At 31.6% G+C, this 24,306-nt stretch carries 18 protein-coding genes and 1 riboswitch; of the genes, 9 read left to right on the top strand and 9 right to left on the bottom strand.

Annotation, left to right across the window (positions count from 1 at the left end; all coding sequences use genetic code 11):
* The first annotated feature begins 20 nt into the window (after positions 1 to 20).
* The 4 genes from JBL43_RS01775 (at position 21) to JBL43_RS01790 (ending at position 5,502) form a co-directional block, all read left to right on the top strand.
* Positions 21 to 2,096 (top strand): TonB-dependent receptor, encoded by a 2,076-nt coding sequence (locus JBL43_RS01775; protein WP_198839764.1) that lies wholly within the window; start codon positions 21 to 23, stop codon positions 2,094 to 2,096.
* A gap of 247 nt (positions 2,097 to 2,343) precedes the next feature.
* On the top strand, positions 2,344 to 3,018 hold the full coding sequence (locus JBL43_RS01780; protein WP_198839765.1) for a hypothetical protein: 675 nt from the start codon (positions 2,344 to 2,346) through the stop codon (positions 3,016 to 3,018).
* Between the two features lie 128 nt (positions 3,019 to 3,146).
* Positions 3,147 to 4,412, top strand: a complete 1,266-nt coding sequence (locus tag JBL43_RS01785; RefSeq protein WP_198839766.1) for a serine hydrolase domain-containing protein — start codon at positions 3,147 to 3,149, stop codon at positions 4,410 to 4,412.
* Positions 4,413 to 4,671: 259 nt separating this feature from the next.
* On the top strand, positions 4,672 to 5,502 hold the full coding sequence (locus tag JBL43_RS01790) for a cupin domain-containing protein (protein ID WP_198839767.1): 831 nt from the start codon (positions 4,672 to 4,674) through the stop codon (positions 5,500 to 5,502).
* 120 nt (positions 5,503 to 5,622) lie between these two features.
* Here the strand turns inward: JBL43_RS01790 and JBL43_RS01795 are convergent, their stop codons facing one another.
* The 3 genes from JBL43_RS01795 to JBL43_RS01805 form a co-directional block, all read right to left on the bottom strand.
* Entirely contained in the window at positions 5,623 to 6,693 is a 1,071-nt protein-coding gene (locus JBL43_RS01795; RefSeq protein WP_198839768.1) for a DUF5074 domain-containing protein, read from the bottom strand.
* 118 nt (positions 6,694 to 6,811) lie between these two features.
* Positions 6,812 to 7,028, bottom strand: a riboswitch (cobalamin riboswitch).
* Positions 7,029 to 7,268: 240 nt separating this feature from the next.
* Entirely contained in the window at positions 7,269 to 10,748 is a 3,480-nt protein-coding gene (locus JBL43_RS01800) for a PPi-type phosphoenolpyruvate carboxykinase family protein (protein WP_233098661.1), read from the bottom strand.
* Positions 10,749 to 11,009: 261 nt separating this feature from the next.
* Positions 11,010 to 11,684, bottom strand: a complete 675-nt coding sequence (locus JBL43_RS01805; protein ID WP_198839769.1) for a TetR/AcrR family transcriptional regulator — start codon at positions 11,682 to 11,684, stop codon at positions 11,010 to 11,012.
* Positions 11,685 to 11,845: 161 nt separating this feature from the next.
* On the opposite strand from JBL43_RS01805, the gene JBL43_RS01810 reads away from it, so the two are divergent.
* The 3 genes from JBL43_RS01810 to JBL43_RS01820 are packed head-to-tail and all read left to right on the top strand — an operon-like array spanning position 11,846 to position 14,797.
* A complete protein-coding gene (locus JBL43_RS01810) occupies positions 11,846 to 13,438 on the top strand; it encodes a SulP family inorganic anion transporter (protein WP_198839770.1) in 1,593 nt (530 codons plus the stop codon).
* A 31-nt stretch (positions 13,439 to 13,469) separates the two neighbouring features.
* Entirely contained in the window at positions 13,470 to 14,099 is a 630-nt protein-coding gene (locus JBL43_RS01815) for a carbonic anhydrase family protein (RefSeq protein ID WP_198839771.1), read from the top strand.
* A gap of 26 nt (positions 14,100 to 14,125) precedes the next feature.
* Positions 14,126 to 14,797: a DUF2490 domain-containing protein gene (locus JBL43_RS01820; protein WP_198839772.1), complete on the top strand. Its 672-nt coding sequence runs from the start codon at positions 14,126 to 14,128 to the stop codon at positions 14,795 to 14,797.
* A gap of 15 nt (positions 14,798 to 14,812) precedes the next feature.
* Here the strand turns inward: JBL43_RS01820 and priA are convergent, their stop codons facing one another.
* Positions 14,813 to 17,260, bottom strand: coding sequence for a replication restart helicase PriA (priA, locus tag JBL43_RS01825; protein ID WP_198839773.1), 2,448 nt, complete (start codon positions 17,258 to 17,260; stop codon positions 14,813 to 14,815).
* A gap of 309 nt (positions 17,261 to 17,569) precedes the next feature.
* On the opposite strand from priA, the gene JBL43_RS01830 reads away from it, so the two are divergent.
* Together JBL43_RS01830 and JBL43_RS01835 are read left to right on the top strand one after the other, a co-directional pair.
* Positions 17,570 to 18,457: a dienelactone hydrolase family protein gene (locus JBL43_RS01830; RefSeq protein ID WP_198839774.1), complete on the top strand. Its 888-nt coding sequence runs from the start codon at positions 17,570 to 17,572 to the stop codon at positions 18,455 to 18,457.
* A 233-nt stretch (positions 18,458 to 18,690) separates the two neighbouring features.
* Positions 18,691 to 19,890, top strand: coding sequence for a hypothetical protein (locus JBL43_RS01835; RefSeq protein ID WP_198839775.1), 1,200 nt, complete (start codon positions 18,691 to 18,693; stop codon positions 19,888 to 19,890).
* A 71-nt stretch (positions 19,891 to 19,961) separates the two neighbouring features.
* Here the strand turns inward: JBL43_RS01835 and JBL43_RS01840 are convergent, their stop codons facing one another.
* The 5 genes from JBL43_RS01840 to JBL43_RS01860 form a co-directional block, all read right to left on the bottom strand.
* Entirely contained in the window at positions 19,962 to 20,378 is a 417-nt protein-coding gene (locus JBL43_RS01840) for a VOC family protein (RefSeq protein ID WP_198839776.1), read from the bottom strand.
* 74 nt (positions 20,379 to 20,452) lie between these two features.
* Positions 20,453 to 20,827: a hypothetical protein gene (locus tag JBL43_RS01845; RefSeq protein WP_198839777.1), complete on the bottom strand. Its 375-nt coding sequence runs from the start codon at positions 20,825 to 20,827 to the stop codon at positions 20,453 to 20,455.
* A gap of 40 nt (positions 20,828 to 20,867) precedes the next feature.
* Complete coding sequence (locus JBL43_RS01850; RefSeq protein WP_198840081.1) at positions 20,868 to 21,839, bottom strand: deoxyhypusine synthase family protein; 972 nt, start codon at positions 21,837 to 21,839, stop codon at positions 20,868 to 20,870.
* Positions 21,832 to 22,770 carry an agmatinase gene (gene speB, locus JBL43_RS01855; protein ID WP_198839778.1) on the bottom strand — a complete coding sequence of 313 codons (939 nt, stop codon included), beginning with the start codon at positions 22,768 to 22,770 and terminating at the stop codon, positions 21,832 to 21,834. Before speB ends, JBL43_RS01850 begins: the two co-directional genes overlap by 8 nt.
* Complete coding sequence (locus JBL43_RS01860; protein WP_198839779.1) at positions 22,763 to 24,160, bottom strand: type III PLP-dependent enzyme domain-containing protein; 1,398 nt, start codon at positions 24,158 to 24,160, stop codon at positions 22,763 to 22,765. The genes speB and JBL43_RS01860 overlap by 8 nt, the downstream gene beginning before the upstream one ends.
* Positions 24,161 to 24,306: the final 146 nt, after the last annotated feature.

Below are 24,306 nucleotides of genomic sequence, written 5' to 3' on the forward strand. Positions count from 1 at the left end.
TTTGAATCCTATATTTATCCATGAAGTACTTTCTAATAATCATCCTTTTATTTAACAGCTTCGCTTTTTCACAAAAGAAAAATGATACGGACAGCATTACCAAATTAAATGAAGTATTGCTCTATCAAAAGGTCAATAATAGACACATTAATGGTATTGTACCTTTATCCATTATAGATATTCAATCTTTTAAAAATTCAAGTCCTTCTGAACTAAGTGCTCACTTAAATAACATATCAGGAGTTTATGTACTTTCAGGTGCTCTTAACACAAATAGAATTACAATACGTGGTGTAGGCTCTAGAACTCCTTATGGTACTGACAAAGTGAGATTGTATTATAACGATATACCGGTAACAAATGGTTCTGGATTTTCTACTATTGAAGCTTATGATCTTGAGAACTTAAACGCCATAGAAATTATAAAAGGCCCCAAGGGAACTGCCTTTGGTGCCAACTTAGGTGGAGCAATAGTATTGAGGCCTAATGAAACCTTAGATAAAGTTACCGCTTTTCAAAATAATTTTACAGTTGGCTCTTATGGATTGATTAAAAACAATTTAAGCTTCAATCACAAAACAGATAAACTTTCATTAGACCTGCGTTACGGACATTTAAATGTAGATGGGTTTAGAGAAAACAACCAGTACAAACGTAATGGTATTCTTTTAAATACAGCATATGCAATCAATGCTAAAAGTAAGCTTAGCTTATTAGTAAATCATATTGACTACACTGCACATATAGCCAGTTCAATTGATCTAGATACCTTTAATGATGACCCTTCACAAGCTGCCTTTACATGGAAATTGGCTAAAGGATATGAGGCCAATACATACACACTCACGGGATTTTCAATGGTTCATAAATTTACTCAAAAGTTATCAAATACGACAAGTGTTTTTTATACTCATCTAGATCATTATGAGCCTAGACCGTTTAATATTTTAGATGAAACCACCAATGGTTACGGATTAAGAACTCAATTTAAAGGGAATTTTTATTTTAATAAAAGGGTAACCAATTACACCTTTGGTGCAGAAGTTTATAAAGATGATTATAATTGGTCAACTTTTGAAAATTTGTATGAAGAAAATAACGATGCAGGTAGTTTACAAGGAACGGCACTTAGCTTTAATAAAGAAAAAAGAAATCAATTTAATGCATTTGGAACCTTAACATATTCGTTTACGGATGGTTTTTCAGCTCAATTAGGGGTGGCTATAAATAAAACCTCATATAATTATAAAGATTTGTTCAATCGTGATTCAGAAAATAAAAGTGGTAAGCGAAGTTTTGACGCTATAGTTTTACCCAATCTTCAGCTCAATTATAATTTTGTTAAAAATCAATTGCTTTATGTAAACATAAGTAAGGGCTACTCCAACCCTAGCCTAGAAGAAACATTAACGCCTGAAGGTGTTATCAACCCCAACATCGCTCAAGAAACAGGAATTAATTATGAATTAGGCAGCCAGTTACAATTTTTAAATAATAAACTCAAACTGAATACAACAATATACCAAATGAACATTAAAAATATGCTAGTTGCTCAGCGTATTGATGATGATCAATATATTGGTAAAAATGCTGGTAGCACTAAGCATCAAGGTTTTGAATTAGACATAAACTATAATTACCTTATGTCTCCAAAATTGAAATTAATGCCTACAATAAGCTACTCATACAGCAATCATAAATTTGTGGAATTTATTGATAATGACGTAAATTATAGTGGTAATCCTTTAACAGGCGTACCCAAACATAGAATAAACACAAATGTGCAATTTCAATGGTTAAGCGGACTTTCTTTAAACACTGCTCATACGTATGTAAGCTCCATTCCTTTAACAGATGCGAATACAATTTCCAGTGCTTCGTATAATTTATTAAATATCACAATAGGTTATCGTAAACAATTTTCAAATAGTCTATCGTTTGAAACTAGAATTGGAGTACAAAATGTAACCAATACAAACTATGCACAGTCTGTATTAATAAATGCTAGTAGTTTTGGAGGACGAGCACCACGTTATTATTACCCTGGGGCACCTATAAATTATTACGGAAGTTTACAATTGCGTTACTGCCTGTGATAGGAGCGAATGAGCTTTTTTATAAAAAATGTATGCAGACTTCTTTTCTTATTAAAATCAAAACTATAACTTTAATTTGATTAAATTCCTCAGTTGGAAGCTTGGAAGCACTGGCGTCATTTTTGATAACTTATAAAAATGAATGGCAAAGAGAGAATTCTAAGAACAACTGGGCAAAAAATTTTATTTTTTTAATAATTTTTACGAACTTAGTTAATAAAGGTGCAAATTTTTAAAATCAAACAAAGTGAAAAACGTACTGATACTACTTTTATTTATTGTTTTTTCTTGTAGCAATGATTTTAACGCTTCATCAGAAAAAACTGAAACAATAGTTAAAGGAAACGTATCAGATATTGAACGAAATTTTCCAATTAAAAATTTTAAAATTGTTTTATTAAGGGTTTGGGATGATTGGAGTGTTGTTCAATATGCTCCTGGTTCAGAAGTTATTGATTCCGTAAGAACAGATTCATATGGAAATTATTCAATTAAATTTGATTTCATTAAAGGAGAAAGGTATGCTTTTGAAAAACAATATTATGGAAATCCATATTATACAGAAAGCATGGGCAACACCGATATTATTGAAGGAGATATAAATATACGTAATATTAATGCTTGGTATCCAACCGTATTGAAATTGAATTTAAACATTCATAATAATAATTATCCAGCAATGCGTATCAGTAGTCATATTCTTGAAAATAACAATTCGTATTTCCCAACAGTAGATATTTTTGAATCAGAAATAGATACAATAGCTTATATAGGAAGCAAACCTAATTCAAACGTACAATTAAATTTTCATTATTCAACAGGCTATTCGAATGAAGATTATCACTATTTATTAAAAGAAGTTACAACAGACCTTCAGGATACCATAAGCTTATCTTATAAAATAGATTGTTCAACTTTCTGACAAACTTTCTTAAAATGTTTTTAGTATCATAGCCATTAGATTCTGAAATGACTGAATTAAGAAAATGTATTAAAACCAACCTTAAAGAAAAATATTTTAACTTCGCTCCTTTCTTTAAAATTACATCCATGCAAAAAAAGCTCTTCCTCCTATTTTCTCTACTTTTTTTCACCCATCACATTGTTACTGGGCAGAACTCTGCAAAACAAAATACACTCATTGCAAAAATCAATACTATTTTAGAAAACGATTCCGACGCTTCGGGAGAACAATCTAACATTCCTGGTGCTGTAATTTTAATAAAACAAGGTGATAAAGTAATTTACAAAAATGCCGTTGGGTATGCTTCTCTAAATGGGTTTGATAATAAACGATTAGAAAATCCCGAAAAAACATCAGTAAATCATCTCTATGATATTGCTTCACTAACCAAAGTAATTGGAACAACAACATCCATAATGCTGTTAGTTGATCAGGGGCTTTTAAATGTTGACAATCCTGTTTGTGATTATATTAAAGGTTTTGATACACCTGATAAAAATAAAATTACCATCCGACATTTACTAACGCATTCTGCTGGTTTAATCGAATGGTTTCCATTCTATTATTATTCTAACAAAAGAAAAGACACCTATAAAATTATTGATAAACTCCCCTTAAAATATGCCATTGGTAGTGGTAGACATTATAGCGATTTAGGCTTTATACTCTTAGGTGAGATTATTGAAAAGGTATCTAATTTACCTTTAGACCAGTTTATGGAGCAACATATTTTTGAACCCTTAGACATGAAGCACACCTTGTTTAATCCGCTACAAACTAAAACAAAATATAAAATAGCTTCAACCTCACACGGAAACCCTTATGAAACAAGAATGGTAACTGACGCCTCTCTTGGTATGAAACCAGACAGCTTGAACCCCAATCATTGGAACGGATGGCGACAATACACGCTAAAAGGTGAAGTTAATGACGGAAATGCATGGTATGCCAATGAAGGGGTCTCTGGTCACGCAGGAATATTCTCTACAGTTGACGATTTACAAAAAGTAATTGATGTTTTAAAAAACAAAGGGAAATTAAACAATGGACAATTTATTTCTGAAAAGACTATATACCAATTTTTAACTCAAGATGAATTTAAAAATGGATTGGGTTGGGTAATGAACAATAACAGTGCCTATATAAAAGATACCCCAAAAGGTAGTTTTGGCCATACCGGATTTACCGGAACCAGCATTGCGGTAATCCCGAAATATGACATCTCTGTTATCTTGTTAATTAATCGTCAAAATATGGGACTTTTAGCATCAAAATCTTATTATAATTTAAACCCTATCAGAGAAAAAATAGTTACTGCAGTGCTGGATTATTGTAAAAATGAGAAAGACTAAAAACTAGGAAAGACTCATATATTTATATGCGATAAATGCATTTTATATTTTTCTACTAAAATTAATAATCTATCATTTCCTATCACCGTTAAAAAGACAACCATTTAGCGTCAATTTCTGAAATGAGTAATTGTGAAATAGGTTACTGAAAGATTATAAAGATTAAAAAGCTGTTTAACTAGTTGTAATTTACTAAATTAGTACTTTGAATTCTCAGACTAAATAAACACAAAACATAAGACCACATTAAACACTAATTATGAAATCAAAATTAACTTATTTTATTTTTGCTACGATACTATTATCCTTTACAATAGTGAGTGCACAAGAAATTCCTATTGAACATCTCAATATGAATTTACAACAAAATCAACAAGAATATTCTAAAGGAATTCTGACAAATGAAATTCCAGGAATACAAGTAGAACATATTGCCTTAACAGGAAAATTGGTTAATGAAGAACAACTTAAAGAAGGATTTAAATATATTTATCTTTTTGTAAAAGGAAACGGGACTGTAGTTGCAAATGAAGAAAATTATGATATTGTACCTGAAACAATATTCCTGCCGAATTCTATTCAAAAAATTTCAATTAATGTAGCTAAAAATGATACACTACATTTTCTAAAAATCTCAAGTGAGTTAACGGAACAAGATAAGCTAGATTTAAAAGAATTTCCAGTTGAAAATACTCAGAATGTGTATTACACTAAATTTGAAGATACAGAACCCTATACAGAACCTATCAAAAGCCCTAATACCATAAGTCGTACTATATTACCTAACAAGTATATACCACGTATTGCAATGGGTACTGTTCAAGCTCCAGGTCCCGACCACGTTGGTGCACATGAACACGGAATGTTAGAACAATTATTTTTAGGTTTAACTGATAACAACGTTGTTGTGCATGCAGATGAAGCTCAGGTTGATTTTCCTGAATATTCAGTGTTGCACATACCTTTAGGTTCTAGTCATTCTGTAGATGTAACTGACGGAGATGAAATGTACTATGTTTGGATGGACTTTTTTAGAGATAAAGCAGGTGAAGAATGGTTAAAAACGCATAATACAGGTAAGAAAGAATAAAGTAGAATTAGGTTCTTCAATTAATAGATGCTTAATTTGGAATAAAGCAATAAATAAAAACCTCTTTCATTAAAATGAAAGAGGTTTTTTATATGTATTAAATTATTGTTTTTATCTAAATTATTGAGCGATATATGCTTTGTCTGAGAAAAAGATATCAATAGGTGAATTACCCACTTCTTTTATTGTTTTAAATAAAGTTTTATCGTCATTATAAATAGATAACACACTTTTTTCTGTATCAAAATAGTCTTCAAGACCCAATACATATACTTTGTTAGTCAGTGGATGTTCTTTAACCAAAGTAGTTAACATAACACCATCAAACAAAGGCGTACAAAACTCTTCAAGTGTTTTTGTACTCGTATTAAAACGATAGATTTTCCCCGAATTAGCTTCAGACCAATACGCGTTATAACTATTTTTACTCATTATTAAGATGCTATTTTTATATAAGTTAACGCTTTCATCTTCAATAGTTACTGTTTCAGCTATTGAATAATCAGCATTCAATTTAACAAATGCGGCTTTTTCAGTTCGTTTTTCAGTGGCAATCCAAATAACATCATCTGCATCTCTTACAATCCCTGAAATAGTTTCACTAAATTCTTGAAGAACTGAGATTTCTTTAGAAACGATATCCATTGCTTTTAGCACATTACCATCAGCAATTAAAACATTGTTATTATCTAATAATAAAGCGGCGTTACTTGGCAACATGGCTTCAGAAATATCATCAATGGCTTCACTTATACCTGTATTCATATCTACGTGAGCTAAAAGGTATTTTTTACGCCTTCCACTCCCTGAAGATCCTACAACCAATCCTTTATCTTCTGAATACATTAAAATATTACTTGGGTTATCCATTTCAGAAGTCGCTACAACTCGTTCTTCCTGTAAAGTTTCTTCATTAAGTTGCGTTATAAAATTGGGTCCGCTTTGATTAACGAGATAGAGCTTATCATTAAAATTATGCATAGATAATGCTTCTCCATTTAATGATGTATACACATCAGGTGTATAAACAAATGCAGTATCCAAGTGTTCAAGAGAAGTTTTACCCGTTTCAAATGTTAATATGTACGTATTATCATAAGTTGGAATAACCAATGGGTCATTAGAATCTTCGGTACACGAAAACATGGTTAAAGCAAATAGAATTGCTGTGAAAATTGATAGTTTTTTCATTATATATATTTAAAAAGTTACTAAGTCAGACAGCCTTATCGTTAATTATAACTAATAACAGTATGATTAATAAAAGGTGCTTCAAAATGTATTTTTACTCTTTATCCGAAAGTAGAAAATACTGAATGTAGTTTTGGCAGGTCTCCTGGCTCGCGTCTTGTTAAAACCTTCCCGTGTAAACAGTGGTGTAAGAATATAACAAGCATCTCTATATTAAGACGAAGCTTACAGTTGCGGGTACAGCTCAGGATTTTTTTTAAAATAAATCACCTGATTCCCTATTAATTTCGTTTTTATTATTACTAAAAATAAAAACCAAAACTGAACAACAAAGATACTTCGATTTGTGTTTTTAGACTACTATATTTTGAAGAAATTTCATAAAAAAAAAGATATTATTTAGGTCCATTTTTAGGGAACTGTGAATGTGTTAGTTAGTAGGATAATTGCGAAGAAAAAAAGAATTTACGCTTACTTGTCTTTAATAAAACTTAATATATTAAAATGTTTTCAGTTAACTATATTAAGTAGTTAACCAAAAACATTTATTTAATATCAGTATAATCAGTGAAAACCTATTTTCTGTATAATGGATCTGCTCCAATAGTACCCACTAAGCTTTTAAGATAGTCAGCAGAGCTCACCTCTTTAAGTGAATTTTCAACTTTATGTAATTGCGTATTTAAATCCAATTCAGCAACCAATAACGCGTTGTTACTTTTTGCTATAAAACTTTCTAAATAATCTTTTTGTTTTGTATAAAATTGGATATCCTTTTGTTGTTTGATTCTTAACCTTTCTTGATACCAATCGCTATTGATGATATAATCTCTTTCAAAATAACCTCTCAACTCAGGGTCACTCATTTCCTTACCTTCATAATGCCCATATGCCATCATATGTAATACTATTTTTAATGGCGGTATGGCAGATGCTATGCTTCCATCTTCAAAATAGCGAATGGCTACTTTTTGTTGGGCCTCAACAATATTTGCAATACCATCTACATAATCTTCCAACCCTTGCAATTCAGGTTTTAACATCTTTTCATTAAACACAGCATTGGGTTCATCAAACAATCGATTTAAACATCGTAACGAAAACATACTCGTAATTCGGTATCCTAACCTGCTTGCCAATACTTTTTTACCATTATGCTCAAAATCTTCTAACTTTTCTAATGATCCATTTGCTATTAAGGCTTTTGGATCTCTATCTTCAGGTACCAATCTTGCCCAAATTTCAGGTATTAATAAGCTAATATCATGATCTACTTTATTATCACCACCTACATAACCTGCAGCGGTACTAAAGGCATTAGACTCCGTTAAAATATGAGATAATAAAGCATTGTTTAAGTCCGTAGTTGGTGTTAACATATTAAAGGGCCCTTTGGTTAAGGCTCCTTCAGAACCTGCACCTGTAGTGGAAGGAGATTTACCTGTTAAACTACAAATAAAATCCATGAATAACTCAGGCGTTTCCTGATAATGAATAGGGTTATAAACTGCCAATGGCCGTATACCTGCTTTTTTATCTACAGGGTTATTTCTTCTTCCTGGTAATACCGCATTCACGACATTTATTACAGGATCTTCAGATTTTATTTTTCGGCATAAACGAACCCCTATTTCACCTAAATAACTTGCTTCCGTTTCATTGAAAAATATATTAGGCTCTAAATAACGTGGATTTTTAGTAGGTTCCCCATTTACAATCCTCGTGTGTGATGGTAGGGCAAAATATTCCTCCTCATTTGCACTTGTTACAACACTTATAATTAGATCTTTTACCGGCTGCGTATATTTATCAAAATTGATAGTATCTTCATAAATTTCTACTGCATCTTTTTTGGTTAACAATTCGTAATTAGTTAAAAACACACCATCCGCAACCAAATCACGTTCAGCACCTTCGTCATATCCCCGTATAATTGCTTCATCAGGTCTTTGAAATAAATGCGATTCACAATTGGCAACTACTTTTAAACTTTTATTTGGATAAAGTGGATTTAAATCTTTGAACTGATTACGTGGTAATGTAATAGAAGCTGAAATATCATCTTCCATTTGAATTTTCGTTGAAGCAGAAAAATCTGACCTCAGCTTATTCAACATCCAAATTCCTTCTTGGTTAAATCCAATGCGTACGTAACTACCTACTACCTTATTATTGAAATACCATAACCCAGTTCCTTTTTGTCCGTTAATAATTTGAACTGACATACAATCTTTCCAATTCAACCGCTCATGATCTTGTCGGTAAAGCCTTTTTACAAATAAGACCAAAGACCTGATATGAACAGGAATAGTAGTAACAAATTCATTATAGGCATCACTATTATTTTTTGAAGGTGACAACAACTTCACAGCAGAACCTAAGGTTCTTCCTTTATCTAAAAATGATCTAGAAGGTGGCAAGGTAGGATCGTAATCTTTCCAACGTTTTGAATAATTAAATTCAATAATTTCATCAGCCTTTTTAAAGTCCTCGTCAATATCAATAATATTAAACGAATTATAAGTAATGGCGTTTAGCATAGATTTAGAAATCTCTGATTTTCCACCACCAGAAACGGTACAAGGCTTGTGACAAAATACACCTTCAGGTGAGGTGTTAACGATTCGCCACAAAGAAATCGCTTGATGTTTTTCTAATCTAAATTTATTACCTGTTGGATGTATATATGTTTTTACCGGTGATAAAATCAGTTTTTGTTGAGCATTATTATAGGTCCACGTTATACTATTGGTATTGGTATTGATATAGGCATCTTCAGGGATATATACCAGATTTGGATATTTCTTATCGATTGCATAATTAGAAGGTTGCACATCGATTCTGTCTCCTAATAAAGCTTTAACATCTTTAAAGCTAAAGCTGTTACCGAATTTGGAGTTGAACTTATTACCATCAACTATATCACCCATAACGCCTCTAGGGAATGCTATGGCACCACCTGAATGTTCTTCTTCAACCAAACCAAATAAGTTTGCTGAATAGCTGATTTGAGTTTTAATTTCTTTTTTAGAATATCCAAAATAATTGTCTGCAATAAGCGTAACTACAACACCCCTATCATCTCTACAAGTTATTTTAAAAGCCCCTCCGTCATTGTACAATTCATTTTCATTTTTCCAGCACATTCCGTCATTTCTTTGACGTTCTGTGGCATCATCATAATGAGGCAATCCAACATCTTTTTTCTTAAGGAGTTTTAATTGAGGTGCTAGAATAACACAACCTGTATGTCCTGTCCAATGTTCTGTATCTAATGCAGCATCATTATGAGCTAAATTAGGGTCTCCTGCATTTCCAAAAATAGTTTCTACAAAATCTAAATTACTAACCAAACTTCCTGGAGCAAAAAAACGTACCTCTAAACTCTTTTTTGAAATAACACCTTTAACTTCTGGACAAACCACAGGTCTCATTAAAATCGAAACCATTAATTTGGCCTTTTCGTCTTGATTTGCAGTAAATGGTAATACTTTTAATTTGTCTGAAGGCTTAAATGCGGCATTCAAAAAATGCTTAAATACAATTTTTGGTACTTCTTGCTTATCTAATGGAACTGGTAATGGCCCTTCTACAATATGAAAAGTACCTTTAGTCGTTCGTTTATCATTTATTGGGTTGTTTAAAATACCTTGTTTAATTCTATACGAAGTAATATCTTCACTTTTAAATGAATCTCCATTTGGTGGTAAACTCACTTCCCTAGCATGCCCTTTTTGATTTAAAATTAATGTATTATTAGGTAAATGTATAGCATCTCCTTCTAATTCTTCCGCCAAATAATCATTTAAAAAGTTTTGAATTCGAGTATCTGCCGGAGCCAAATGATCTGAAAGTAATCTCGATTTTTCACGAAAATTCTGAATTAAACCATTGGTTAATTTTTGAAATTTCGGATTGCATAACTTATCTACAGAATTCTCATCATCATGATAAATAGGTTGCCCAAGAGCGGATAATTGCAGATTTATATATTGTATGGTATCTTTCCTACTCTGTTTAATTTGATCTTTAATCAGTTTACTTTTTTCGATCATCTTGTTTAAGGTTTTAGTTGTCTATTTAGCTAAGCATTTCGTGCCATAAAGATAGTATTAAAAATTGGTTAACCAATTTTTAAGCATAAAAACCTGCACTTAAATGAGCTTTATTTAATCCTTATGAATATTTAACAAGCGTATTTAATCGTGAAATATGAGATATCATAAAAAAGATGTAAAATGGAATCTTTTAGTGGTAAAAAAAGTAAAAAGCAGCTACCGATTTGAATTTTGACTGCCTAAATTTTCAAAGTGTAACTAGGATAAAAGCTTATCAACAAAAAAATTCAACATATTTTCAACTTCTCCAAAATCATCTTCCACTATAGAAATATCGGTTAATTTTGGAAGATGCTTAGCAAAGTAAATGTGATTATTAGACATTTCAAATAAATTGGTAGCCAAGGCAAAAGGATATTTAAAATGCGGATTAATTTCTGAAATAACTTTCGATACATTATTGGCTAGACTTTTATAACTACCAAAAAGCCCTTTTGAATTTTCACTATCTACGTCTTTGGTATGGTATGCCTTTGCTCCTTCAGAAATAACAATATCATGTAATTTACTTTCATTAACATAATTTACGCCTGGATTATCTTTTGGTGCGGAAACAAATGAATGAATAATTATTCTAAGTTTAAATTTTGGATTTGAAACATTGAGCGTATTAATTTTTATTAAATAACTCACCCATTCCCAATACCAATTCACCAAAAAAAGCAATAACATATGCTTGTTTTCAAAATACCTATAGATTGAAGCTTCAGTTGAGTTAATTTTTTGTGCCAACTTTTTAAATGTAAATGACTCAAAGCCAAACTCATCAATTAATAAAATACTATTCATGATAATATTTCTACCCAATTTTGAATCTTGTGGCTCTTTTAAATACAAACCACCATTCAAAGATATTTTGATTTCAACACCCATATTATATTTTTGATCTTTTAGCCCAATCTAAACACATCATTAATTGAACTTAACACAAAGATAAAAAAGTTTTACAATAATTAATGATAGTATTACTATCATTTTAAAAAGTATTATTATATTTGCCCCGTTTTTAATCTAAAAAAAAAGTAAAAATTAAAATGAAACAGGATTTTTTTTCAAATTTAAAAAGTGATTTACCAGCGAGTATTGTTGTATTTTTTGTAGCACTTCCGTTATGTTTAGGTATTGCATTAGCTAGTGGAGCTCCACTATTCTCAGGTCTTATTGCTGGAATAGTTGGGGGTATTGTAGTAGGCTCATTAAGTGGGTCAAAAATTGGTGTAAGCGGTCCAGCAGCCGGATTAGCTGCAATTGTACTAACCGCAATTAGTAATTTAGGAGGTTATGAAAACTTTCTTGTTGCCGTGGTTTTAGGCGGAATTATTCAAATACTTTTTGGTTTTTTAAAAGCTGGTATTATTGGGTATTACTTTCCTTCATCAGTTATAAAAGGTATGTTAACTGGAATAGGAATAATTATTATTCTGAAGCAAATTCCACACTTTTTTGGTTATGATACAAGTCCTGTAGAAGATTTTGCTTTTTTTCAAATCGATGGTGAAAATACATTTTCAGGGATCTTTAAAGCTTTTAAGAATATTAGTTTAGGTTCTACAATCATCGGAATTATAGCATTGAGCATATTATTATTGTGGAGCAATGTTTTATCTAATAAAGGTAAATTTTTCCAATTGGTTCAAGGACCTTTAGTGGCCGTTGTCGCTGGAATTGTATATTTTTTCATAACGCAATCTGATTCTAAATTTGGAATCCATATTTCTCATTTGGTAAGTGTACCTGTGCCAGAAAATATAGATTCATTTCTAAATCAGTTTAGTTTTCCAAATTTTGGAGCAATTACCAATCCTGATATTTGGGTTGTAGCATTTACAATTGCCTTAGTGGCAAGTTTAGAAACCCTATTGTGTGTTGAAGCTACCGACAAACTAGATCCTCATAAAAATGTAACTCCAACGAATAGAGAGTTATTGGCTCAAGGAACCGGTAATATTATTTCAGGTATGATCGGTGGACTACCTATTACTCAAGTAATTGTTAGAAGTTCAGCTAATATTCAATCAGGGGGTAGAAGCAAGATATCCGCTATTATTCACGGTTTCTTCTTATTGATTTCGGTCATTTTAATACCAACTTTATTAAATAAAATTCCATTATCCGTTTTAGCTGCTATTCTTCTAATAGTAGGTTATAAACTAGCAAAACCAGCATTATTCAAAAAAATGTATGATTTAGGTTGGAAACAATTTATACCATTTACTGTAACCGTTATTGGCATTGTATTTATTGATTTATTATGGGGTATAGGTTTAGGATTGGCGGTAGGGGTTGTTGTTATTCTTATTAAAAGTTTTCAAAATTCACATTTCTTGCATAAAGAGGACATAAGTAATGGTGTTCAAAAAATGAAAATGACATTAGCAGAAGAAGTAACTTTTTTTAACAAAGGAGCTATTTTGAAAGAATTAGATGCACTTCCTGAAAACTCGTACTTAGAACTAGATGTTAGAAAAACCAGATATTTAGATAATGATATTGTCGAAATTTTAGAAGATTTCGCCGTTAAAGCAAAAGAAAGAAATATTGACATTAAAATAATATCAGAAAGAGGAGTTGTAGAAAACCCTCCAAGTTATATTGATTTTTTTAAACTAAGACCTATATCGGCCTAAGCAAAATATAATAACATTAAAATTAAATAGCATGAAAGCACATTCAAAAGAAACACAAGCAACGATGACCCCGGAAAAGTCATTAAACTATTTAAAGGAAGGGAACTTAAGATTCCAAAATAATTTAAAAGCAAATAGAAACCTCTTAGAACAAGTTAACGATACAAGCGATGGGCAGTTCCCATTTGCAACCATTTTAAGTTGTATAGACTCTAGAGTATCTGCAGAATTAGTTTTTGATCAAGGGCTTGGTGATATTTTTAGTGTACGCATTGCAGGTAATTTTGTAAATGAAGACATTTTGGGAAGTATGGAATTTGCATGTAAATTGGCAGGAACTAAATTAATTATAGTTTTAGGACATACGGCATGTGGAGCAGTTAAAGGAGCTTGTGATGATGCCAAACTAGGAAATCTTACAGCAATGTTAGCGAAAATTAAACCTGCCGTAAAAGCAGTAACCGCACCAAAAGACTCTAGTTTAAGAAACTCTTCGAATTTAGAATTCGTTGATAATGTTTCTGCTAAAAATGTACAATTAACAATCGATAGAATTACTAAAGAAAGTACTGTTTTAGCAGAAATGCAAAACTCTGGTGAAATCATGATTATGGGTGCAATGTATGATATAAATACAGGTGCCGTGACATTTTATCAATAACTCATTCTAATAAAAATTAAAAAAACATGAAAAAACAGTGTTTTAAAATAAGTTTGGTAGCATTATTTATTACATTAATGCTACCACATACTATTCAAAGTCAAGAAAGTGATTTTGGAAATTGGTTAATTTATATAGGTAATAAAAAATTGAATAATAAGTGGAATCTGCACAACGAAGTTCAATACCGAAATTACAATGCCATCGGAGATCTAGAGCAATTATTATTGCGTACAGGTTTAGGCTTTACTTTTAATGAAAATAAAAATAATATTCTTCTAGGATATGGATATATATTATCAGAAAATTATGTGGGTGACACTGATGATAAGGTATCCATTAATGAACATCGAATATTTCAACAATTGACCTCAAAACAGAAAATTGGCAAAGTAGGTTTAAGCCATCGATATCGTTTTGAACAACGCTTTGTTGAATCTGATTTTAAAATGCGTTTTCGATATTTTCTAGGGCTTAACATACCTTTAAGTCAAAAAGAAAAAAACAACTATTACCTTTCTGCATATAATGAGATATTTTTAAACACTAAATCGTCTGTATTCGATAGAAATAGACTTTATGGTGGATTTGGATATCACCTTAATAAAAATATTAGGTTAGAAATGGGCTATATGAATCAGTTTTTTGAGAGTGCCAATAGAGACCAATTCAATATTTTATGTTTCTTTACTTTCTAAAGTATATAAAATAATCTAATAATTATCTACATCTACATTAAACCGTATTGGTCTATAATTAGGTATAGACTGAAAGCTATTCTTAATTTTTTGTATTACCGCTTTTGATAAGTTTATCGATTTATCTTGGGGTAACTTAATTAGAATAGTTTTAATATGTTGATTTCTAATTCTTGAAATGGCAGGACTCGTAGGCCCTAAAATATTAGTCCCAAACGTATTATATAAAGACGTATACAACCAATCGGCTCCTGAAGTTACTTTGATATAATCTCTATGCTTTAATGTAATTTTAACCATCCGTAATATGGGTGGATACTTGTATTGATGACGTTCGTACAATTGTTCTTTGTACATCGTAGCATAATCATTGGTTGTAACTTGTTGTAATATTTGATGATACGGGTTAAACGTTTGTATGGCTACTTTACCTCTTTTTTTGGCTCGCCCTGCCCTACCCGATACTTGTAATAACATTTGAAAACTCTTTTCATGTGCTCTGAAATCTGGAAAATTGAGCATATTATCAGCATTTAATACACCAACTAGCGAAACATTATCAAAATCTAAGCCTTTTGAAAGCATTTGTGTCCCCACTAAAATATCAATTTCACGAGATTGAAATGCTTCAATAATTTTATGATAACCATATTTACCACGTGTGGTATCCAAATCCATTCTCCCAATTTTATGATTAGGGAATAATTCTTGTAATTCCAATTCAATCTGCTCTGTACCAAAACCTTTAGTATCTAAACTCGGATTTCCACAAGCTGAACATATTTTAGGTAACGGCTTGTGATATCCACAATAATGACATTTTAATTCGCCACGCAATTTATGGTAGGTTAAACTGACATCGCAATTAGGGCATTGGGGAGAAACACCGCATGATTTACACTCTACTATTGGTGAATATCCACGTCGGTTTTGAAATAATATAATCTGTTCTTTTTCATCTAAAGCTTCATTTATCAGCACCATAAGTCGTTCAGAAAAATGCTTGGTCATTCGTTTTTTACGGTACCCTTCTTTAATATCTACCAATTCAATTTCTGGCAATAAAACATTCCCAAAACGACGGTTGAGTTCTACCAAACCATACTTCTTTTGTTCTGCATTGTAATAACTCTCTAAAGATGGAGTGGCACTTCCTAAAAGTACTTTCGCTTTATGCAAATTGGCCAATACAATGGCTGCATCTCGTGCATGATAACGTGGTGCAGGATCAAATTGTTTGTACGAAGTTTCATGTTCTTCATCTACAATGATTAATCCCAATTCTGAAAATGGCAAGAATATAGAAGATCTAGCACCTAAAATTAACTGTGCTTTATCTGATTTGTTTAAAACATTATTCCACACTTCCACCCTTTCGTTTAACGAATATTTAGAGTGAAATACGGCAATTTTATTTCCGAAATATTTCTGTAAGCGATCAATTAACTGCGTAGTCAATGCAATTTCTGGTACTAAATACAATACTTGTTTACCTTGCTTTAATACTTGGTCAATTAATTTTACATAGATTTCCGTTTTACCACTTGACGTGATACCATGTAATAAAACAACTTCATTTTTCTCAAAACTTGTATTGAGGTCATTATAGCATTCTTCCTGAAATTCAGATAATTCCTTAAAACTATCGGTAGCTTCTTGAAAGTTAACACGATCCGTTTGAATCGTATAAACTTCAAAAACTTCTTTTTCAACCAACGCTTTTATAACCGCAGGTGATACTTTACTTACCTCTTTCAGTTGCTTCTGCTTTATTGGTTTTTTAGTAGCTCCATGTAATGAAAAATATGTCATTACGGCATTGCGTTGTTGATTGGCTCTGCTTAGCTCCTCTAGTAATTCCCCTAATGCTACTTGATCAATATACCGTTCATTTAAGCGGATATACTTTATTAATTTAGGTGTGTATTGCTCTATTATTTCTTCCTGTAAAACAATTGCTTTTTTCTTGAGTAAATTATTTAAAATGGGTAAAACACGCTTTTTATCTAAAATAGCACTAATTTTCTGAATAGGTAACACCTCTTGATGCTCTAACGCCTCTATGATTAAAAATTCATCATCCGTTAAGGAAGATTCAGAAGTAAATTCTTTATTTTTTATAACCTGTGTTTCACTTTCTAATAAAAATGTTGATGGTAATGCAGAACGCAATACTTCACCTAAAGAACACATATAATAATTAGCTATCCATTGCCAATGTTTCAATTGTTTTTTTGTAATAATTGGACGCTCATCTAAAATTTGAAAAATATCCTTGGCCTGATAAGCCGTAGGTTCCTTTTGATGGACTTCTGCCACTATAGCCGTATATATTTTTGATTTTCCGAAAGGTACAGCCACACGCATTCCTGGTTCTAAAAAATCTTTTTCAGCCTCTGTTATACTATACGTAAAGAGTTGCTGTAAAGGTATTGGTAATATGACGTTTACGAAGTTGTTCAAAAATGTTTGTGGTTTTACTGTTTGTTATTATGTTTTGTAAATTAATTTTGGGTATTCATATTTGTGAATGTCACCTTGAGCGGAGTTGAGCAGTTAACCTTTTAATATCAAAACCTACCAACCACAAAAAGCAAAGTTAAAATTTTAATTCTTAGAAAATTGTTCTCGATACAATTTTCTTCTGGTAGCATTTAGAGTAAAACTATCGATCCCAACAAATAATTGTGTTTAAACATGGAAGTATAAAGATTATGTGTTTCTTTATTTTTTGTATATTTAAAGACATTAAATCGCTTTAAATCACTAATTATGAAGAATATAAAAAAAGAAGATATTAATCAAGAAGTTTTTGATTTGTACGATAGTTATGTACATAGTAAGATTGACCGACGAAATTTCATGAATAAGCTTTCAGTTTATGCTGTAGGTGGATTAACCCTTCCTTCTTTATTAGCCTTTTTAATGCCTAAATATATAGAAGCCCAGAAAGTTAATTTTAATGACCCTCGTCTTAAGTCCGAATATGTTGAATATGAATCATCCAAAGGTGGTGGAAAAATGCGTGGTTTATTAACAAGACCTATTGATAGCACTGCAAAATTACCTGGAATAATAGTAGTACACGAAAACAGAGGTCTTAATCCACATATTGAAGATGTAGCTCGCAGAGCGGCTCTTGAAGGCTTTATAGCTTTTGCACCAGATGCATTATTCCCATTAGGAGGATATCCAGGAACCGATGATGAAGGTAGAGCGTTACAACGAAAGAGAGACCGAAATGAAATGTTAGAAGATTTTATCTCTGCCTATGACTTACTAAAAGCTCATAAAGAATGTACCGGCAATGTTGGTGTAGTGGGTTTTTGTTTTGGTGGTTCCATTTCTAACATGATGGCAGTACATATTCCCGATTTAAAAGCAGCTGTTCCCTTTTATGGAGGTCAACCAGAAACTAAAGATGTACCAAAAATTAAGGCTCCGTTACTTCTTCAATTTGCTGAATTAGACAAAAGGGTAAATGCAGGATGGCCAGCTTATGAAGCGGCACTAAAAGAGCATAAAAAAACATATACCGCTCATATGTATAAAGGTGTAAATCATGGATTCCACAATGACACTACTCCTAGGTATGATGAAACTGCCGCTAAACTTGCATGGAAACGTACGATTGCTTTTTTTAAGGAGAAGTTAGTTTAAGTTCCTCCATTTTAAACCTAAAATTTATCTTCTCTATTTTATCAATTTCATTTTAATTTTAACATTTAAAAATAAAACAATTTGATAATTTAATTCTAAAAATAAATATTGCTTAAGTATATACGGCACAGAACCCTTATAAGACAAGGGTTCTGGACTTTGGCACGATGCTTGTAATTATCTTCACGGTAGTGTTAACCAAAACCTATTTAATAACCTTTAACACTTTAATTATGAAAAAAATTACATTATTACTCGTAACAGTCTTCGCACTGAGCCTTAGTCCGCAAATTTATGCTGCTGATGCAAACACTAATTTAGAAACTCAAAACAGTGGAGTTTATGAAAATAATAAATCCTTCACATTCGTTGAAGAAGGAATTACATTTTCAATATTCCAAAATGGAGAGTTTGATTTTTATATTAACCCAAGACGTGGTATGCATGTTGGTGTTGATCTAGATAATGTAAGTATCAGTTACAATTCAGGTTATAATTATGAGCCTTATGTACAATATGATGATTATGGTGCTATAATTCAAATAGAAAACACACCCATTTATTATGACTCTTATGGGCGTATAATTGAAGCAGGTGGTGTAAAGATAAATTACCGTTCTAGTAGAGTAAACCGAATAGGTAGTTTAAACATCTACTATAACAACTATGGTCATTATTCATATCATAGAGGATATGTAAATGTATTTAACAGACGCCATGTGTTTCACCCCTATCATAACTTTTTTGTACTACCATTTTTTAACAGATCAATACTAAGTTATAAGCCGTATAGAAATAGATATAGACCAACACGTTACAACTATTATTATGGTAAAAACAATCACAAAAGAAACTATAATAGAAGTTATAATAGTAATAGAGGATATAAAAAAATTAATTCTAGAGTAAGAACACGTAATTCTAGTGTTGCAAGATCAAAAGGAGTTAATAGTAAAAGAAATAACACTGTAACAAGAAGACAAACGGCTCAACGTAATACGGCGACTAGAAACATTAAAAATAGCACCCGTTCTAATAGAACAACAAATAAAACACCTAAAAGAACAGTTGCACAAAATAGAAGTACTACACCTCGCAATAATAGAACTGTTAATACTCAAACGAGAAGTACGGTTCAAAACAGAAGTGACAGAAAGCCTGCACAACGTACAGTGAAAACACAGTCTCGTAAAGCAAATGAAAGAAGTATTTCACAAAGAAATTCTTCAACAAAAAACAGAAGTTCAGTACAAAGAACAGAAAGAAAACCTGTACAACGTACTACAAGAACTCAAACAAGAAAGACCTCTAGTTCTTCTAGAACGGCATCACAAAGATCTACTCCAACAAGGACTAAATCTACCGTGCAAAGAAAAACAAGAACAGCATCTACATCTCCAGTAAAGAGATCTTCTTCTAAAAGAAGGATGTAAAACGTAAGAAAAGGGAAAGTTGATGCAGAAAAAAGGCTTACCAATTGGTAAGCCTTTTTTATTGTTTATTTTTAATTGGTTTTAAAAACATCTTTTGTAACAGCAAATGTTTTAAACTCGACCATATAATCATTGGGGTCCTTTACAAAAAACGACGTGTGCTCTCCATTTTTACCTTTTAAGAATGTTATTTCTTCAAAAAGTTCTATGTGTTGCGACGTAATTCTTTTATATAATTTTTCCCAAACTTCATGAGTGACAATAATCCCAAAATGAAATGATGGTAAAATTTTACCTTCAAAACTATAATTCTGAAAGCTAAAATCAAATTTACCCGATTTGGTAAACGTAATTTGATTGCCATATAAATTGATATCTAACCAATTTTGAGCAACTCTACCTAAGTCAGCACCTAATTTATCTATATAGAAATTTCTTGTTGCTTCTATATCTAAACAAGGCAATGATACATGAAATGGTGCATTCATATGATTCGGATTTAAAGTTAAATGGTAACTCGTTGTTCCATGAAAAAACGGGACTAACGAATACTCATTAGAAATTAATCATCGTCTTCATCGTCAGAACCCTTAGCTGAAGGCTCATCATCATCATCATCATCATCATCATCATCTCCATCAAATTCTAAATCTTCATCCCCAATCATATCATCATCAATTATATCATCATCATCATCGTCGTCATCGTCATCATCACTGGTATCAACATGATTTTCCATAGATTCTTCTAATCTGACACTTACTTTAACAAGATAAATAGTATCCTCTGTTTTTACTTCCACAGCCTCAATAGTTTCACCCGCTGCATTTTTAAAAACAACAATATCAGAATCACCATAGCCATCAGGGAATTTCTCCACCAACATATTTAAAATGTCTTCCGTTAGTTTTTTAAAATCGACAATTACTCTTTTCATGAGTTTTTTTATTTTTTATAGTTTTGAGGTTATAATATTATTACATATTTAGCAAATATGCAAATACTAATGGTGCAACAATTGTGGCATCGCTTTCAATAATAAACTTTGGTGTATCTATGTCTAATTTACCCCAAGTAATTTTTTCGTTAGGAACTGCTCCTGAATACGAACCATAACTTGTTGTTGAATCAGATATTTGACAAAAATAACTCCAAAAAGGCGTTTCTGGACGCTCCATATCTTGATATAACATGGGTACAACACAAATCGGAAAATCACCGGCAATTCCACCTCCTATTTGAAAGAAACCAATACCATTTTCAGAATTATCAGTATACCAGTCAGCCAAAAATGTCATATATTCAATACCACTTTTCATGGTACTTGCTTTTAATTCTCCTTTTAACACATAAGAAGCAAAAATATTGCCCATGGTACTATCTTCCCAACCTGGACAAATAATCGGTAGATTTTTCTCAGCCGCCGCATACATCCATGAATCTTTCAAGTCAATTTCGTAATACTCTTCTAAAACACCAGACAATAAAAGTTTATACATGTATTCATGTGGTAAGTATCGCTCACCAGCATCTTCTGCATCTTTCCAAATTTTAAAAATATGCTTTTGTAACCTTCTAAAAGCTTCTTCTTCTGGTATACAAGTATCAGTAACCCTATTCAAGCCTTTTTCAAGTAAATCCCATTCATCTTGAGGCGTTAAATCTCTATAATTAGGTACACGTTTATAATGCGAATGTGCTACCAAGTTCATAATATCTTCTTCCAAGTTTGCACCGGTACAAGAAATTATTTGCACTTTATCTTGACGGATAACTTCAGCAAATATCTTACCTAATTCAGCCGTACTCATTGCACCTGCCAAAGATACTAGCATTTTAGCACCTTTATTTAATTGGTCTTCGTAACCTTTTGCAGCATCGACCAAAGCGGCTGCGTTAAAGTGTAGATAATATTTTTCTACAAAATTTGAAATAGGTCCTTTAATCATCGTCTTCATCTATAAAGTTAGCAATATTATTTTTTAATGCTGTAGCATCATCATTCAATTCATCAAAATCGTCAACATCAAGGTCAGCGAATTTATAACTTAACATTTTATAATACAATTTAGCAGCTAAAAAATCTGAAGATTTATCATCTTCGTTAGGACAAAGCTCAACGATATCAAAACCAACGACATTTTTTTCTTTAAAAACTTGCTTTAAAAAATCTAATGTTTCGTACCATAACAATCCTCCTGGCTCTGGTGTACCCGTACTTGGCATAATTGACGGATCAAAAGCATCTAAATCAAAAGTAATAAAAACATTTTCAGTCATTAAATCTATTACATTTTCTACCCAATATTCATTAGTTACCATTTCATGGGCAAAAAATGTTTTCTCGGTATCCATAACCGTTTTCTCAAGAACATCCATACTACGGATTCCTACTTGAATTAAGTTGGTGTTTTGACTCGCTTCATAAACAGCACAAGCATGATTACATTTAGTACCTTCATACTCGGGTCTTAAATCCGCATGAGCGTCAATATGTAATACTGTTAAGCCATTAAAACATTCATTAAAAGCTCTAATTGTACCAATAGAAATAGAATGCTCACCACCAAAAATGGTTACGAATTTATTCTTATTGATATACTTTTTAACAGTTTGGTGAACTTCTTCTACCATTGCTTCTGGTGAACTATCTTCTGTGACGGCCTCAGCTAAGAAAACACCTTGTTTGTACACTTCTGAATCTGTTTCAATATCGTACAGTTCCATGTTTTCTGATGCTTCTAAGAAAGCGTCAGGACCTTTGTTTGCACCTTTTTGCCATGTGCTTGTTCCATCATAAGGAACAGGAATTAATACCACTTGTGCTTTTTCAAGTTTTGAATATTCCTGTGGAATTCCAGCATACGTTTTGTTACTCATAATAGCCTAAAATTTTTAAAAAATCTGTGTGTGTTTGTTGTTGTGAAAATAATTTAGTTGTGATGTTTCCATCGCTGTCTTTATCAATTAAAATATGTTTAGGTTGCGGAATTAAACAGTGTTGTAACCCTCCAAAACCTCCTATTGATTGTTGGTATGCTCCTGTATTAAAAAAACCAATATATAACGGTTTATCATCTCTATACACGGGCATGTAAATGGCATTTATATGTTGTTCTGAATTGTAATAATCATCACTATCACATGTTAATCCACCCAATAAAACCCTTTCATAATTAGAATTCCATCTGTTAATAGGTAACATTACAAAACGTTTATTTATGGCCCAAGAATCTGGTAACGTTGTGATGAATGACGAATCAATCATATTCCAATTCTCTCTGTCATTTTGTTTTTTCTGATACAATACTTTGTAAATAGCACCTCCACTCTCTCCTACCGTAAAACTGCCAAATTCCGTAAAGATATTAGGTACGTCAACTTCAGCTTCCTGACAGGTTAAATTAATTTGATTTACAATTTCATCAATCATATATTCATAATCAAAATCAAATGCTAGCGAGTTTTTAATTGGAAAGCCTCCACCTATATTTAGACTGTCTAAAGTTGGACAAATCTTTTTTAAGCTAACATAAACTTTCAAACATTTTAACAACTCGTTCCAATAATAGGCATTGTCTCTAATACCAGTATTGATAAAAAAGTGAAGCATTTTTAACGATACTTTCGGATTGTCTTGTATTTGATTTTTGTAAAAAGGTACAATATTTTTATACCCAATACCCAATCTACTTGTATAAAATTCAAATTTAGGTTCTTCTTCAGAAGCAATTCTAATCCCCACTTTAAATTTACCGTCTATTTCTTCACTTAGCAAACTTATTTCCTCATAATTATCAATAATGGGAATACAATTTTCATGTCCACTATTAATTAATCTCGCAATATTTAATACGTATTGTTCACGTTTAAATCCGTTACAAAGGATGTAATCTGTGTCTTTGATTTTACCATTTTCTATTAGTTTTTCAACAATATTAATATCAAAGGCAGAAGACGTCTCTATATGAATGTCGTTTTTTAAAGCTTCGTTTAGAACAAAATTAAAGTGCGAACTTTTTGTACAGTAACAATAGTGGTATTTACCTTTATAATTATGTTTTTCAAAGGCTTTTTCGAACCAATTTTTTGCGGTATTAATATTCTCTGAAATTTTTGGTAAATAGCTGAATTTTAAAGGAGATCCATACTCTTCTACCAATTTCATTAAATCGATATCATGAAAAAGTAATTGGTCTTTATCTACTTTAAATTCTTGTTGTGGGAAATCAAATGTCTGATTTATTAAATCAATATATTTTGTATTCATTCTTAGTTTTAAATTTTTAATATTATTTATTTTTCATGGTAAAAAAAAAAATATTAAAAATTAAACACGAATATACATATAGCCCTTCGCTAAGCGAATAAACTTCAGATTATTAAATCCGAGATAGGAAGAAGAAACCATAATTT

Origin of the sequence: Aureibaculum flavum (assembly GCF_016406085.1) — a bacterium.
Classification (GTDB): Bacteria; Bacteroidota; Bacteroidia; order Flavobacteriales; family Flavobacteriaceae; genus Aureibaculum; species Aureibaculum flavum.